This is a genomic window from Salinisphaera orenii subsp. orenii MK-B5 (assembly GCF_003788635.1).
Classification (GTDB): Bacteria; Pseudomonadota; Gammaproteobacteria; order Nevskiales; family Salinisphaeraceae; genus Salinisphaera; species Salinisphaera orenii.
On the sequence record NZ_AYKH01000014.1, the window covers coordinates 57,877 to 73,351 of the forward strand.

General features: G+C 66.6%; 10 protein-coding genes, 1 tRNA gene and 1 pseudogene. 11 read left to right on the plus strand and 1 reads right to left on the minus strand.

Going from position 1 to position 15,475, the window contains the following annotated elements; translation table 11 throughout:
• Nucleotide 1 precedes the first annotated feature (1 nt).
• The 3 genes from rpsI (at nucleotide 2) to SAOR_RS08970 (ending at nucleotide 1,481) form a co-directional block, all read left to right on the plus strand.
• Nucleotides 2-394: a 30S ribosomal protein S9 gene (gene rpsI, locus SAOR_RS08960; protein WP_123589393.1), complete on the plus strand. Its 393-nt coding sequence runs from the start codon at nucleotides 2-4 to the stop codon at nucleotides 392-394.
• A 50-nt stretch (nucleotides 395-444) separates the two neighbouring features.
• Nucleotides 445-518: transfer RNA gene (locus tag SAOR_RS08965), tRNA-Gln, on the plus strand.
• A 753-nt stretch (nucleotides 519-1,271) separates the two neighbouring features.
• Nucleotides 1,272-1,481 (plus strand): hypothetical protein, encoded by a 210-nt coding sequence (locus SAOR_RS08970; protein ID WP_123589392.1) that lies wholly within the window; start codon nucleotides 1,272-1,274, stop codon nucleotides 1,479-1,481.
• A gap of 903 nt (nucleotides 1,482-2,384) precedes the next feature.
• Here the strand turns inward: SAOR_RS08970 and SAOR_RS16800 are convergent.
• Nucleotides 2,385-2,549: a hypothetical protein gene (locus tag SAOR_RS16800; protein ID WP_184947066.1), complete on the minus strand. Its 165-nt coding sequence runs from the start codon at nucleotides 2,547-2,549 to the stop codon at nucleotides 2,385-2,387.
• Nucleotides 2,550-2,753: 204 nt separating this feature from the next.
• Here SAOR_RS16800 and SAOR_RS08975 point away from each other — a divergent pair, with 204 nt between their 5' ends.
• From SAOR_RS08975 to SAOR_RS09010, 8 genes and pseudogenes are all read left to right on the plus strand, one after another.
• Nucleotides 2,754-3,929: a DUF6607 family protein gene (locus SAOR_RS08975; RefSeq protein ID WP_221179933.1), complete on the plus strand. Its 1,176-nt coding sequence runs from the start codon at nucleotides 2,754-2,756 to the stop codon at nucleotides 3,927-3,929.
• 92 nt (nucleotides 3,930-4,021) lie between these two features.
• A complete protein-coding gene (locus tag SAOR_RS08980; RefSeq protein WP_245965432.1) occupies nucleotides 4,022-4,594 on the plus strand; it encodes an ANTAR domain-containing response regulator in 573 nt (190 codons plus the stop codon).
• Between the two features lie 348 nt (nucleotides 4,595-4,942).
• A complete protein-coding gene (locus SAOR_RS08985) occupies nucleotides 4,943-6,262 on the plus strand; it encodes a CmpA/NrtA family ABC transporter substrate-binding protein (RefSeq protein ID WP_123631131.1) in 1,320 nt (439 codons plus the stop codon).
• 9 nt (nucleotides 6,263-6,271) lie between these two features.
• The gene (locus tag SAOR_RS08990; protein WP_123631132.1) at nucleotides 6,272-7,636 is read left to right on the plus strand and encodes an MFS transporter; all 1,365 of its coding nucleotides are present in this window, start codon (nucleotides 6,272-6,274) and stop codon (nucleotides 7,634-7,636) included.
• Between the two features lie 13 nt (nucleotides 7,637-7,649).
• A pseudogene (locus SAOR_RS08995) lies at nucleotides 7,650-8,912 on the plus strand (NAD(P)/FAD-dependent oxidoreductase); the annotation flags it as partial.
• Between the two features lie 2 nt (nucleotides 8,913-8,914).
• Complete coding sequence (locus tag SAOR_RS09000) at nucleotides 8,915-11,587, plus strand: nitrate reductase (RefSeq protein ID WP_123631134.1); 2,673 nt, start codon at nucleotides 8,915-8,917, stop codon at nucleotides 11,585-11,587.
• Between the two features lie 49 nt (nucleotides 11,588-11,636).
• Complete coding sequence (locus tag SAOR_RS09005; protein WP_123631135.1) at nucleotides 11,637-13,568, plus strand: NirA family protein; 1,932 nt, start codon at nucleotides 11,637-11,639, stop codon at nucleotides 13,566-13,568.
• A gap of 228 nt (nucleotides 13,569-13,796) precedes the next feature.
• Nucleotides 13,797-15,368 (plus strand): sulfite reductase subunit alpha, encoded by a 1,572-nt coding sequence (locus SAOR_RS09010; protein WP_123631136.1) that lies wholly within the window; start codon nucleotides 13,797-13,799, stop codon nucleotides 15,366-15,368.
• Nucleotides 15,369-15,475 lie beyond the last annotated feature (107 nt).

Consider the following 15,475-nt stretch of genomic DNA (forward strand, 5'->3'; position numbering starts at 1 on the left):
TATGGCAACCGAACAGTCGTACGGCACCGGCCGTCGCAAGACCGCCACCGCGCGCGTTTTCATCAAGCCGGGCAGTGGCCAGATCACGGTCAACAAGAAGACGCTGGACGAATACTTCGGTCGGCCGACGTCGCGCATGATCGTGCGTCAGGCGCTCGAGGTGACCGATTCCACCAATCGTTTCGACATCAACATCACGGTCAACGGTGGTGGTCCGAACGGTCAGGCCGGCGCCATCCGCCACGGCCTGTCGCGCGCCTTGGTGCAGTACGATGAAATGATGCGCGCTCCGCTGCGCGCTGCCGGGTACATGACCCGCGACGCGCGCAAGGTCGAGCGCAAGAAGATTGGCCTGCACAAGGCGCGCAAGTCGCCGCAGTACTCCAAGCGCTAGCGACGAGACACGGCCGGGCAGCCCCGCGTTGCCCGGCCGGCCCAGGTTACTGGGGGATCGTCTAATGGTAGGACTACGGACTCTGACTCCGTCAGTGGGGGTTCGAATCCCTCTCCCCCAGCCAGACCAGAAGCCCGCCTATCGGCGGGCTTTTTTTGTCTGGCCGGAAGAAAGCGCTTGTGGGAACCGCTCGATTCGATGGGCGAATCCAGGACTGGTGAGGACGGTCGGGCGGCGCGGCCGCGAGCCATCCGGCCCTCGAGCCCCCGGCCTGTCGTCAGCGTTACGTAGTTCGAGCCCGCCTATCGGTGGGCTTTCTGTCTGCCGGCGAACAGGCGCTGATTGGCGACCCCTCGGTTCGATGGGCGTACGAAGGGCTCGATATAGGGTCGGGCGATGGTGCGTTCGCGCCGCCGGGCCGGGTGGGCGCAGTGCAGGCGCGACCGAATATGCGGTGAGCACGCTGGAGCGTCGCGACGGCGGCGCCGAACGGGCGCGCGGCGCCGGCCGGGGATGACTCCAATCGAATATTGCATCATCTCAGCGTGCCGCGATGTTGAATCCGCCTCGCCGCCGGCTCGCGCGGTGTGCGGGAGTCATCCTCGAGAGACGGCTTCGGCCTGGCGCGAAGCCCAAGATCGGCGCAGCGATGGGCAAGGTGTTTCGTGGGGCCCGGATATGCGGTTGGCAACGACGACGAGCCGCGCATCGGCCAGGCGCCCGTGCTGAGGCCGTTTTCGATCATCGAACGATCCCGCGCTCGGCGGCCTTGGGAGACGAACCGGCCCTGCCGGGCGTTGCCCGATCGTGTCGGCCCCGTTGGGCCGGCTTGCCGTGACGGTTAGACTATCGCCTCGACACACTGGGTTTTAACACTATGAAACGTAATCTGACGGACTGGGATACGCTCGAACGGGATGCGGACCGCGGCTTCGAGATTCTCGGGCGCGAAGTGGATGGCGGCTGGGAAGTCGAGGTGCGCTTCGACGACAACACCGAACCGCAGCGCTCCACCGGCTCGCGCACGCCCCAGACACGAGAGGAGGCCATCCAGATGGGTCGCGAGATGGCCACAATGACGGGGTGAAGCGCTATCGGTGAGGGGGCTTCGGGGCCCCTTCGCCTGAGAGCGGGGCCGGTTCGCACAGCCAGCCGCGACCGGCCCCAGTCATCGGTGCCAATCTCTGACGGCGCGGTACGAACCCGCGACGCGTGGCCCCAATGAAGCCGCGTCGCTGGAAACACCCGGTCGGCGGCTGCGCGTAGCCGCGCCGGTGTCTGTGGTGCTCACGATTCCGAAAGCGAACGCTGGGCGACGATCCGCGCGCGTCGAGTCGAGAGTGACCCGACGTCAATCACATCGGTCGTAGGCGAGCCGCCCGTACGAGGCGACGCCGAAGATCTCCGACGAGTGCCCCGTGAAGCGCGTACCGGCGCCTGCCATGCCGTCACAGCGGCCGAGGGGCGACACGCCTGAAACCGCTCGCTTTCACGACCCGTTGCGCGACCGTGGCCCGTTGCCGTGCGTTCTCCCGCCGGAAGGAAGCCTTCAAGGGTCTCCGCTGTTCCCAGCACGCCGTCGACCGACTCACGGGCTGTTGCCGGACGAGGCTGGTTCGGTCTCCCCGTGTGCTGAATCACGACAGGAACGGCAGACGGATCGCCGCGGCTGACCCGCAAGAGCCCGGCTTCCGCGGTGACGCGATCCGCACCGATACGCTTGCGGGCCCGGCCGGTCGAGTGGTTCGCGTCTGCCCTCGTGGCTAATGCGCCTCGCGAATAGACGGGCTATCGCATCGACGTCGTCAGCAGGTGCCGATGACTCCATCTGGCATGCGGTCGGGGTTTGCTGGCATGCGTGGGGCGGTTGACCGGCTGACACCGTCTCTGTCGACGCCCGGACAATGTCGGCAGCGGGGTACGTGTCGATCAGCCGGTCTGGGCGGACGCCGTCCGTCGGCGTCGGTGCGGCCGAGCCGGCGGGCCGGCCTCAGTCGGTCGAACGCGGCGCGTCGGCGTGCGTAGGCTTCTTAATACGGTGGTAGGCCAGCTCCGCGTCGAGCCGCGTACGGCGGCGGGCGTGGCGTCGATAGGTCAGCGCCGCGCCGGCGGCAGTGGCCACGATGCAGGCGACGCTCAGACTGGCAATGAGCATAGGGCGGCAAATGTATTGTAGGCCACATTATTGTGTAGTCATTCGGGCGCTATTTCAACAGGCGATATTGTATTTTGCATTCGCTCGATAAGCGTCCTGCACATCGATTGCGTCATGCACGATGGAATGTCGGCTGCGGCACGAGCCATACGCAGCTTTGCATGGCAGGATCGACCGCTGGTGCCGGAGCGCGGGAGATGCGTGATGTCGAGAACGGAATACGGAAGGCCGGGGCGCCGGGTCCGGCGGGACGCGCTGGCGGTTATCGGCGCCCTGTTGCTGTGCCTGGGCCCGGTATCGGCGGCGATCGCCGCATGTGATGTCGAGCGGCATGTGTTCAGCTGGTCGACGCTGGACGATTGCGCGCCCGCGGCGCGCGGCGGCACGTCCGCCGGCGCGCCGGTGGAACTGGCCGACACGCCGAGCGCCGCCTGGGCGCGGTTGCAGGCCCCGAACCTGAGTCGCTTCGAACGCGACCGGCGCGCGATCCTGGCGCTGGCCGGTGACTACCGGGTCGATTTCGAGTTTGTGGAAACGATCGGCTACGCGCCCGGCTACGAGCGCGCCGCGCCGTATCGATCCTGGGCGACCGAGCGCGTGCGGGTGATCGCCGACGACGGCGATTTCATCAGCCTGCAGCATCTCATGGTCATGTACTACGAAGCCCCGGACGAGGACACGGGCGAAACGCGTCTGCAGGGCCCCGTCGTGATGAAGCACTGGCGGCAGGACTGGCGCCACGAGGATCGCGACCTGTTCGTCTTCGCGGGCGAGCGCCGATGGGAGCCGCGTCGCGTGGCCGCCGATCGTGCCGCCGGACGCTGGACCCAGGCGGTCTACCAGGTCGACGATGCGCCGCGCTACGAAGCCGCCGGGCGCTGGCATCACGACGACAGTCGGTCCGTGTGGCAGAGCGATCGCACCTGGCGGCCGCTGCCGCGACGCGAGTCCGGCGTGCGCGGCGACTACGACGTGCTCGTGGGCACGAACCGCATCACCGTGCTGCCCACCGGCTGGGTGCACGGACAGGACAACGAGAAGGTTGTGCTCGACAAGGCGGGCGAGCCGGCCGATCGCCTGGCCCGCGAGCAGGGCGTGAACCGGTATCGACGCATCGTCGACTTCGACTTCTCGGCCGGCGCGCGGTACTGGCGGCGTACCGCGCCGTTCTGGGCCGAGGTGCGTGCCTACTGGGGCCGTCTGGAGACGGATGCCGACGCGGTCTCGATCCGTCGGCATCGCGACGGCACGCCCCGTTTTGCGCCGCTGTTCGACTACGCGCAGGCGCTCGCCGAGGGCCGGACCTACGACGCCGAGGCGGCGCGGCGCTTCATCGACCGTACGCTCGGGCGCTACGTGCAGAGCGATCCGAGCGGCTGAGACGGCCGATCATGCGCGCCCGCCGGACGGGCCGGCTCGGCGTGGCATGTTTGTTGCTCCAGCAGAACACGTCGGTTAATCGGACGATGGCCGTGGCCCTACGCGTACTGCTTGTGGATCGCCGGTCGGCGCGCCTGTCGACGCTGCGAGCCGTCATCGCGGATGCCGGCTATGACGTCGTGGATGTCGTCAGCGACGAGGCCGATCTCTACGATGCGATGGAGCGGCTGGCACCCGATGCGGTGATTGTCGGCGCCGACTCGCCGTCGCGCGACGTGCTCGAGGACGTCGCCACGCTGGGCGAGCGTTATCCCAAACCGCTGCTCATGCTTTCCTCGCAGGACGATCGGCGGCTGATGGCCGAGGCCTCGGCCGCGGGTATCAGCGCCTATGTGATGGAAGGGCTCTCGCCGGCGCTGGTGAGATCGCTCGTGGACGTGGCCGTGCGCCAGTTCCAGCAGGTCGAGACGTTGCGGCGCGAGTTGGCCGAAACCCGCGAGACGCTGGCCGACCGTCAGGTGATCAACCGCGCCAAGTGCCTGCTGATGGAGCGCGAGGCGATGAGCGAGCAGCAGGCCTATGCGCGTCTGCGCAAGACGGCCATGGACCACAGCCTGCCCCTGGCCGAGATCGCCCGCCGCGTGATGACGCGGGCGGCCGAGTAGGCGTCGCCGCTGCACGGCATCGGTGCAGGCTGCACGTCGACAGGGCAGCGTGACCGGGCGGAGGCGGGCTGTGACGCGCCGGCGATGCCGGCGCCCAAGACGTTCTGAAACAGGGCTCTGAGGCATCTGAGGCGGTCTGGCACGGTTGCTGCATCAGTCCCACTAAGCCGCGCCGGCATGTCTCCGATCAATGGCGGTCGGGGCCGAGAGAGGTCCGCATCCGGCACGGCGCGAAACAATCGGTTGGGGGGCAAGGAAGCCCGGTGACGCCGCATGGTGACTGCATGCAGCGAGCCGGGCTTTTTTGTGTCCGCGACCGGCAGACACGACACCCAGGCCCGGAACGCGATGAAGCCATCCCGATCATACCGCCCGCTCGAGCGCAGCGCCCTGACCCTGGGCTTCGTGCCGCTGACCGATTGCGCGCCCCTGATCGCCGCGCAGAGCGCGGGTTTCTTTGCCGAGGAGGGCCTGACGGTCACACTCTCGCGGGAGGCCTCGTGGGCGGCCATCCGCGACAAGGTGGCCTTCGGCCTGCTGGACGGCGCCCAGATGCTAGCGGGCATGCCGATCGCCGCGACCCTCGGTGTCGGCGCGCCGCCACAGGCGATGGTCACGGCGCTTTCGTTGGGCCTCAACGGCAACGCGATCACTGTCTCCGAGGGGCTTTACAGCCGCCTGGTGGCGGCCGACCCCGAGGCGATGATCGAGCGCCCGTGTACGGCGCGGGCGCTCAAGCGGGTGATCGACGCCGATCGCGAAGCGGGGCTGGCGCCGATGACCTTCGCCATGGTGCATCCGGCCTCGGCCCACAATTATCAGCTGCGCTACTGGCTGGCCGCGGCCGGCATCGATCCGGATCGCGACGTGCGGCTGATCGTCGTGCCGCCGCCGCGCATGGTCGCGAATCTGGAGGCCGGACGCATCGCCGGCTACTGCGTGGGCGAACCCTGGAATCAGATGGCGGTGCGCGCCGGCCTCGGCCGCGTGCTGATCACCGGTTACGAGATCTGGCGCAACGCCCCGGAAAAGGTGCTCGGCGTGACCCGCGACTGGGCCGAACGCCATCCGAACACGCATCGTGCGCTGGTGCGGGCCCTGGTGCGGGCCGCGCGCTGGCTGGATGAGCCGGCCAACCGCCGCGGCATCGTGACACGGCTGGCTGCGCCGGATCGCCTGGATGCGCCCGCCGAGGCCATCCGGGGGCCGCTCGTCGGCGAATTTCGCCACGCGCGGGAGGCGGCGAGCGTGTCGCTGCCCGATTTCAATGTCTTCCATCGCTACGCCGCCAACTTTCCCTGGTGCTCGCAGGCGATGTGGTTCATCACCCAGATGCTGCGCTGGGGCCAGATCGGCGGCTCGCTGGACATCGCGGCGACCGCTGCGGCCGTCTACCGACCCGGCATCTATCGCGAGGCGGTGGCCGACATCGGCGTGGCCTGTCCGGATACGGACACCAAGTCCGAAGGCCGGCATGCCGAGGGCTGGGCGCTGGCGACCAACGACGGCGCCATCGCCATGGGGGCCGATCGCTTCTTCGACGGGCGCGTCTTCGATCCCGCCGACTGTCTCGGCTATATCGCCGAGACCCAGCCGACCGCGCGCACGGCGCGGCTCGCCGAACTCGCACAGGTCAATCCCTCGAACCGCTCATCCGTCGCCGGCTAGGAGATCGTCATGGAACTCGCCAACAAGGCCACCCGCATCCGCCTGTTCGACTTCAAGTCGGTGCAGATGCGCGCCTTCCACATGAGCTGGCTGGCTTTTCACCTGTGTTTTTTCGGCTGGTTCGGCATCGCGCCGCTCATGGCCGTGGTGCGCGAGGATCTGAACCTGGATAAGTCGATGGTCGGCTCGACCATCATCGCCTCGGTGGCGATCACCGTGCTGGTGCGCCTGCTCATCGGCCCGCTGTGCGACAAGTTTGGCCCTAGAAAGACCTATTCGACGCTGCTGATCGTGGGCTCGATCCCGGTGATGTGTATCGGGTTTGCCGACAGCTTCGAGACGTTCCTCATGGCGCGCCTGTGTATCGGCGCGATCGGCGCGTCGTTCGTGATCACCCAGTACCACACCGCGGTGATGTTCGCGCCCAATATCGTGGGCACGGCGAATGCGACCACCGCGGGCTGGGGCAACCTCGGCGGCGGCACCACCCAGCTGATCATGCCGCTGATCTTCACCATGATCGTATCGCTGGGCGTGACCGAGGCCGTGGGCTGGCGTCTGGCGATGGTGGTGCCCGGCATCCTGTTGTTCGTGCTGGGGCTGGCCTATCTGAAATTCACCCAGGACGCGCCGGACGGCAACTATTCCGACCTGCGCGCAGCCGGCAAGATTCCCAAGGCCGACCGCGAAAACGGCGGCATGGCCAGTTTCAAGAAGGCTGCGGCCGACTATCGCGTGTGGGCGCTGTTCGTGGTCTATGCCGGCTGCTTCGGCGTCGAGCTGACCATCAACAACGTCGCCGCGATCTATTTCTTCGACAACTTCGATGTCGATCTCAAGACCGCCGGCCTGATCGCGGGCCTGTTCGGGCTGATGAACATCTTTGCGCGCACGCTGGGCGGCTTCTTCTCGGACCTGTCGGCGCGTTATATGGGACTGACCGGACGCGTGCGTTTTCTGTTCGCGGCGATGCTCATCGAGGGCATCGCGCTGGTGGCCTTTTCGCAGATGGAGGTGCTGGCCACCGCCATCGCCACCATGATCGTGTTCAGCCTGTTCGTGCAGATGTCCGAGGGCGCGACCTTCGGCCTGGTGCCGTTCATGAACAAGAAAGCGCTGGGTGGGGTGAACGGCATCGTGGGCGCCGGTGGCAACGCGGGCGCGGTGCTCGCGGGCTTTCTGTTCAAGGCGGAATCGTTGAGCTACGCCCAGGGGCTGATGTTTCTCGGCTTCGCGGTGATGGTGTGCTCGCTGTTCACCTTCTTCGTGCGTTTCTCGCCCGAGGTACTGGCCGAGGAGAAGGCGGCCTTCGATACGGCCTCATCCGGCGACGACCCGATCAAGGCGCGCGGCGGCAAGCCGGAGCCGGCTTAGGCCGGGCCTCGCAATGCGTGAGACCGCCACCCAACCGAAACTCGATCTGGTCGTGATCGGCAACGGCATGGCCGGCGTGCGTACGCTCGAGCACGTGCTCGAGGCCGAGCCCGAGCGCTACAACGTCACCGTGTTCGGCGCCGAGCCGCATGCCAGCTACAACCGCATCATGCTCTCGCCGGTGTTGGCGGGCGACAAGGCCTTCGAAGAGATCGAGACCCACGGCCGCGACTGGTACGACGACCACGGCATCGCGCTCTACACGGGTGAAGCCGTGGTCGCGATCGACCGGCGCCGGCGTATGGTCGTCTCCGACACCGGCCGCGAGATCGGCTACGACCGCCTGCTGCTGGCCACCGGTTCCACGCCGTTCATCCTGCCCGTGCCGGGGCACACGCTCGCAGGCGTGATCAGCTTTCGCGATATCGGCGATGTGCATCGCATGGTCGAGGCGAGCGAAAAGGGCGGCAAGGCGGTGGTCATCGGTGGCGGGCTGCTGGGTCTGGAAGCCGCCTACGGCCTGCACCGGCGCGGTATGGAGGTGACCATCGTGCACCTGATGGAAACGCTCATGGAGCGCCAGCTCGACCCGGCGGCGGCCGAGTTGTTGCAGTATTCGCTCGCCCAGCGCGGGCTGTCGTTTCGTATGGGCGCCAAGACCGCGGCCATTCTCGGCGACGAGGCGGGGCGGGTGACCGGTCTGCGTTTCGACGACGCCGACGCCTCCGAGATCGCCGCCGATATCGTGGTGATGGCGGTCGGCATTCGCCCGAACGTCGAACTGGCGAAGACGGCCGGGCTGTACTGCGAGAAGGGCATCGTCGTCAACGACACGATGCAGACCTACGACCCGCGAATCTATGCGGTCGGCGAATGCGTGGAGCACCGGCATGCGGTCTATGGTCTGGTCGCGCCGCTCTGGGATCAGGCCAAGGTCTGTGCCAATCACTTGGCTCAGCGCGGGCACAGCCACTACGGCGGCTCGACCACCGCGACCCAGCTCAAGGTCACCGGGATCGATGTCTATTCCGCGGGCGATTTCGCCGACGCCGAGAGCACCGAGGCGCTGACTTTTTCCGACGTCCGCCGCGGCGTCTACAAGCGCATCGTGCTGCGCGATGATCGTATCGTCGGCGTCGTGCTCTATGGCGATACCCGCGATGGCGGCTGGTATTTCAAGCTCATGCGCGAGGGCGTGGACGTCTCCGACTTTCGCGATCTGCTGCTGTTCGGCCCGGCCTATCTCCCGGACGATTCGGCCGCCGCGGAGGCCGCCTGATGAGCGCGGTGACGACGCGTACGACCTGCCCCTACTGCGGCGTCGGCTGCGGCGTGAACGCCGTCGTCGAAAACGATGCCGTGAGCGTGGCCGGCGACGCGGCGCATCCGTCCAATCTAGGCAGCCTCTGCTCCAAGGGCACCGCCCTGGCCGACACGGTGGGCCTCGACGGGCGATTGCTGCACCCGATGGTCGACGGCCGGCGTGCGAGCTGGGACGACGCCCTCGACGAAGTCGCGGCCCGCTTTGGCGAGATCATCGCCGAACACGGTCCCGACGCGGTGGCCTTCTATGTCTCCGGCCAGCTGCTCACCGAGGACTACTACGTCGCCAACAAGCTGATGAAAGGCTATATCGGCTCGGCGAATATCGATACCAACTCGCGGCTGTGCATGTCGTCGGCGGTGGCTGGCCACAAGCGCGCTTTCGGCGAGGACGTGGTGCCGGGCTGCTACGAGGATCTGGAGATCGCCGACCTTGTTGTCTTGGTCGGCTCGAACACCGCCTGGTGTCACCCGGTGGTCTATCAGCGCATCGTCGCCGCACAAGAGCATGACCCGAACAAGAAACTCGTGGTGATTGATCCGCGACGTACGGCCACCGCCGAAGGCGCCGATCTGCATCTGCCGCTCGCCCCCGGCACCGACGTGCATCTGTTCAACGGCCTGCTCGCTTATCTCGCCGACCAGGGCAGTACCAGCGATCTGCCTGACGCCGAAGACGCGGTCGCCGAAGCACGAAACATGGGCGATATCGCTGCGGTGGCGGCGGCCTGCGGCATGGACGCCGACACCGTCTCGGCCTTCTTCGAGCTGTTCGCGGCGACCGAACGCACCGTCACCGTGTTCTCTCAGGGCGTGAACCAGTCGTCCGCCGGCACCGACAAGGTCAACGCGATTATCAATTGCCATCTGCTGACCGATCGTATCGGCAAGCCCGGCGCCTGCCCGTTCTCGATCACCGGCCAGCCGAATGCCATGGGCGGGCGCGAGGTGGGCGGGCTGTCCAGCACGCTGGCCGCGCATATCGGCTTCGACGGCGCCGATCGTGTCCAGCGTTTCTGGGATTCGCCCACGATCGCGCGCGAGCCGGGCTTGAAGGCGGTCGAACTGTTCGAGGCGATCGAGCGCGGTGAGGTCAAGGCGGTCTGGATCATGGCCACCAATCCGCTGGTGAGCCTGCCGCATGCCGATCGCGCCAAACGTGCGCTCGAGGCCTGCGAGTTCGTGGCCGTATCGGACTGTATGCGCCATACCGATACGGTCGATCGCGCCCACGTATTGTTGCCGGCCGCGGCCTGGGCCGAAAAGAGCGGCACGGTCACCAACTCCGAGCGCATCATCTCGCGCCAGCGCGCCTTCTTGCCGATGCCCGGCGCCGCACGCGCCGACTGGGACATCGTCTGCGACGTAGCGCGCCGGATGGGCTTCGACGGCTTTGATTTCGACAGCCCGGCGGCGATCTTTCGCGAGCATGCCGCGCTCACCGCGTTCGAGAACGACGGCCAGCGCGTGCTCAATCTCGACGGGCTGGCCGATCTGAGCGACGACGATTACGACACGCTCAAGCCGCTGCGTTGGCCGGTGCATAGCACGCAAGCCCTGCGCGCGGCCGGCGCAATGGCCGTACAGCAAGATAGCCGGCGCCTGTTCGCCGACGGCGTCTATCCGACGTCCGATGGCAAGGCCCATCTAGTCGCGGTCACGCCGCGAGGCCCGGCGAACGCTGTGAGCGATCAATGGCCGTTGGCGCTGAACACCGGGCGCGTGCGCGATCACTGGCACACGATGACGCGCACGGCCAAGTCCGCGCGGCTGGCCGCCCATATTCCCGAGCCGTTCGTGGAAGTACATCCGCGGGATGCCGAGCGGTATGGCGTGGCCGACGGTGCGCTGGCGGCGGTCTCGACCACGCTGGGCGAGGCGCATGTACGCGTGATCGTCACGGCCGGCCAGCGCGAGGGGTCGCTGTTCGTGCCCATGCACTGGAACGACCAGTTCGCGGCCCGCGCCCGGGTCGGCGCGCTCGCCAACCCGGCGGTCTGCCCGATCTCGGGCGAGCCGGAGTTCAAGCACACGCCCGCGGCCATCGCACCGTTCGAAGCCGCTTGGCACGGCTTCATTCTCGCCAGCCGCCCGCTGTTGCTGGCGGCCGAGGCGAGTATCGACTATTGGGTGAAAGTGCCGGGCGAGCGTTTCTATCGCTACGAAATCGCCGGCCTGCACACACCGGGCGACTGGGCCGCGACCGCACGCAGCTGGATCGGCGTGGGCGAACGCACGGCCGACTGGCTGGAAGCCGCGGATACGGCGGGCGGGCGCTATCGCGCCGCGCATATGGACGCCGGCCATATCGAGGCCTGCGTGTTCGTCGCGCCCGAGCCGGCCGCGCTGCCCGACCGCAGTTGGCTGGCCAGCCTGTTCACCGGCGAGCCGGTCGCCGAAGACGAACGCATCGGCCTGCTCGCCGGGCGCCCGGCCGACCCCGGCGCCGATCCCGGCCCGCAGGTGTGTTCCTGTTTCGGCGTGGGGCGCAACACGATCGCGCGCGCGATCAACAACGACGGCCTGACCAGCGTGGCCGCCGTCGGCGAAGCGCTCGAGGCCGGCACGAACTGCGGCTCCTGCAAGCCCGAGATCGCCGCGCTGATAGAAGCGCAGGCGGGCGAATGATTCATCCCGATTTCATCGACAACCGTTCGACCACACGGATCGACCCCTCATGAGCACACAGGATTTCGACGAAGAACAGCAGCGCTATCTCAAGGGCGTGACCGCCGGGCTGCATATCGCCCGCGGCGTGCCCGGCATGACCGGCCTGACCACCGGCAAGCGCCTGCGCCCGGACGATTTTCATAGCCAGGCGCGCATTCGGGCCCAGGCCATGGGCGGCGAGCTGACAAGCCAGGAAGAGGCCAAGGCCGATCTCAACCCCAACGACATGTGGAACGAGATGGTGGCGCTCGCCAATCTGGGCGAATACCCGAAAGGCGACGACGTGTTCCTGATGAAAGGCCGCGGCATGTTCTATGTCGCACCCAACCAGGACAGCTATATGTGCCGGCTGCGCATGCCGGGCGGCATCTTCTCGTCGCATCAGTTCCGCGCGGTGGCCGATCTGGCCGAGACCTATGGCGGCGGTTATACGCACGTGACCACGCGCGCCAATCTGCAGATTCGCGAGATCGGCCCGAAGGACCCGGTCAACGTGCTGATGGGCCTGCAGGATGTCGGCATCCTGAATCAGGGCAGCGGCGGCGACAACGTGCGCAACATCACCGGCAGCCCGCTGGCCGGCATCGATCCGGACGAGCTGATCGATGTCACGCCCTACTGCCGGGCCATGCATCACCACATCATCAACCATCGTGAGCTGTATGGGCTGCCGCGCAAGTTCAATATTGCCTTCGACGGCGGCGGGCGCATCAGCGCGCTGGAAGGCACCAACGACATCGGTTTTTCGGCCGTCATGCCGAAAGCCGACGGGCCGCTGCCGCGCCGGCCATATTTTCGTATGGGCCTGGGCGGTATCACGGGCCACCAGGATTTCGCCCGCGATACCGGCGTCATGCTCAAGCCCGAGGAATGTGTGGCGGTCGCCCATGCGGTGCTGCACGTGTTTCTGGCGAGCGGCGATCGCACCAGCCGCGACAAGGCGCGGCTGAAATACGTGCTCGATCGCTGGGGCTTCGACAAGTTCATGCGTGAGGTGCAGAAAAAACTGCCGTTCACGCTGCGCCGTTATCCGCTGTCGCGCTGCGAGACACGCGCCCCGGTCGACAAGGCCGGACATGTGGGTATCCACGATCAGATCGACGATAAACAGTATGTCGGCGTGGTGCTGCCGGTCGGCCGGCTGACGATTCCGCAGATGCACGGCCTGGCCGATCTCGCCGATCGCCATGCGGATTCCAAGATGCGCACCACGGTCTGGCAGAACCTCGTGCTCGGCAATGTGAAGAAGTCGGACATGAAGGCGCTGGTCGCCGGCATCGAAAAGCTCGGTCTGCATGTGAACGCCAGCCCCGCGCGCACCGGCATGGTCGCCTGTACCGGCAGCTTTGGCTGTAAATTCGCCAACGCCGAGACCAAGGGCAACGCGCTCGAGCTGGTCGATCATCTCGAGGACACGCTCGAGCTGGACGAACCGCTCAATATCCATATGACCGGCTGCCCGAATTCCTGTGCCCAGCACTATGTCGGCGATATCGGCCTGCTCGGCGCGCGCGTGGCCGACCCGGACGCCGACGACCCGGAAGAAGCCGATCAGGTCGACGGCTTTCATGTCTATATCGGCGGCGGCTACGAAGACGAGCAGGGCATCGCCCGCGAGCTGGCGACGGCTATTCCGGCCGTGCACCTGAACGCCTATCTGGAAAACCTGCTCGGGCTTTATCTCGACGAGCGCCACGCCGGCGAGCGGTTCGTGGCCTACGCGCGGCGCCAGGATATCGACGAACTCAAGGCCCGGCTCGCCGAACGCTCGGAGAAAGCGGGCAAGGCCCAGCGCGAATCCGAAGAGAAAGCCTATTCCGAAGCCGAAGCCCGGGCCGACACGCCCGAAGCGGTCAAGAGCGAACGCGACGACGCGGCAACGGACGAGTACGACCGGTCGCCGGACGACGCCGACGACAATGCTCAGCGCACGGCTTGACTCTGACAATCGATCGGTCGTTAGAGCACGCACACAGGCGATTAAGACGACCGGTCACGAGAAGCGGTTTGCCCGGCGGTAAGCGTAGGTCGGATTAGCCGAAGGCGTAATCCGACAACAGCCGTCAGGGAGCCGCTGTCGCAATGCATGGCTCCGCTTTCAACGCCGTGTCCATCTACGAAAACGTCTGAAGCGGGCACGAGACAAGGCCCCAGCACGAGGTAGAACATGCCCACACAAGTCGATCTGATTCCCGAGGATGCACCGTTCGAAGCCGAGCAGCGCGAATGGCTCAACGGCCTGATCGCTGCGCTCGCCGGCTGGGAAGGCTCGCTCGGCGGCGCCGAGCAGGGCGGTGGGGAAGCCAAGGAGTCCTTTCCCTGGCACGACCCGGCCATGAAAATGGAAGAACGCATGGAGCTGGCCGAAGACAAGCCCCACGAGCGCCAGCTCATGGCGGCCATGGCCCAGCTCGACTGCGGCCAGTGCGGTTATCTGTGCAAGACGTACGCAGAAGCCATCGCCTTCGAGGGCGAGGATCTCAACCGCTGCGTGCCCGGCGCCAAGGAGACCGAACGCAAGCTCAAGGAACTCGTCGCCGAACACGAGGCGGCGAACGCCGGCGCTGCGGATGCTCCCGCGGAAGAAGCAAAGCCCGAGCCGAAGCCCAAAAAGAAAGGTCCCCTCGGCACGCGCGACAACCCGTACATGGCCAAGCTCAAGGCGAGTACGCCGCTCAATGCCGAAGGCTCGAGCAAGGATACACGCCACGTGGTCATCGATCTGGGAGATTCCGGCATCGAATACGAAGCCGGCGACTCGATGGGCATCTATCCCGAGAACGACCCGCGCACCGTGGATGCGATCCTCGCCGATATCGAGGCCTCCGGCGGCGAGAAGGTCAAAGCCCCTGACGGCGACAACAAGCTGCTGCGCCAGGTGCTGCTCAAGGAAGTCGATATCACCAAGCCGAGCGACGAAGTGATCGCGTTGCTGGCTGCCTCCGCCAGCGACGCGGAAGAAGCGGACGACCTGCGCATGCTCTCCGAGCGAGGCGCGGAGGAAGGCCAGAGCCTGCTCGAACTGCTGCGCGTGTACCCGAGCGCACGCCCCGACGTGCAGAAACTGGTCGACGAACTCGGCCCGCTACAGCCGCGGCTGTATTCGATCGCCTCCTCGGCGCGCAAGTATCCGAATGAGATCCACACGACGGTCGCGGTGGTGAAGACCGCGGTCTACGGGCGTGGCTACAAGGGCGTGGCCTCGACGTTCCTGGCCAAGCGCCTGTCGCGCAACGGCGAAGTGCCGGTCTATATCCAGCGCTCCGACGAATTCCGCGTCAACGCCGACCCCGATCACCCCGCGATCATGATCGGCCCGGGCACCGGCATCGCGCCGTTCATTGCCTTTCTGCAGGAGCGCGAGGCGCGCGGTGACGCCGGGCGCAACTGGCTGTTCTTCGGCAACCCGGAAAGCGCGAAGGACCACATCTATCGCGACCAGCTCGAAGCCTGGCGCCACGACGGCGTGATCAGCCGCCTGACGCTGGCCTTCTCCCGCGACCAGGAAGACAAGGTCTATGTGCAGAACCGCATGCGCGAACAGGCGCGCGAGTTCTGGGCCTGGCTGGAAGCCGGTGCCGTGATCTATATCTGCGGCGACGCCGAGCGCATGGCCAAGGACGTCGATGCGGCCCTGCACGACATCGTGGCCGAACAGGGCGGCATGAGCGAGGCCGACGCGAAGCGCTATGTCGCAACGCTGTCATCGGAGCATCGTTATCTGCGCGACGTTTACTAGGGCATGTCGTCACGAGATATGTTGACATAGGGCACTAGGGCATGTCGTCACGAGATATGTTGACATAGGGCACTAATACTTCTGATCGACGACACAGCATGTCGGAT

Coding starts and splice junctions, on each gene's coding strand:
- rpsI (WP_123589393.1), top strand. CDS start 2: ATGGCAACCGAACAGTCGTACGGCACCGGCCGTCGCAAGACCGCCACC.
- SAOR_RS08970 (WP_123589392.1), top strand. CDS start 1,272: ATGAAACGTAATCTGACGGACTGGGATACGCTCGAACGGGATGCGGAC.
- SAOR_RS16800 (WP_184947066.1), bottom strand. CDS start 2,549: ATGCTCATTGCCAGTCTGAGCGTCGCCTGCATCGTGGCCACTGCCGCC.
- SAOR_RS08975 (WP_221179933.1), top strand. CDS start 2,754: ATGTCGAGAACGGAATACGGAAGGCCGGGGCGCCGGGTCCGGCGGGAC.
- SAOR_RS08985 (WP_123631131.1), top strand. CDS start 4,943: ATGAAGCCATCCCGATCATACCGCCCGCTCGAGCGCAGCGCCCTGACC.
- SAOR_RS08990 (WP_123631132.1), top strand. CDS start 6,272: ATGGAACTCGCCAACAAGGCCACCCGCATCCGCCTGTTCGACTTCAAG.
- SAOR_RS09000 (WP_123631134.1), top strand. CDS start 8,915: ATGAGCGCGGTGACGACGCGTACGACCTGCCCCTACTGCGGCGTCGGC.
- SAOR_RS09005 (WP_123631135.1), top strand. CDS start 11,637: ATGAGCACACAGGATTTCGACGAAGAACAGCAGCGCTATCTCAAGGGC.
- SAOR_RS09010 (WP_123631136.1), top strand. CDS start 13,797: ATGCCCACACAAGTCGATCTGATTCCCGAGGATGCACCGTTCGAAGCC.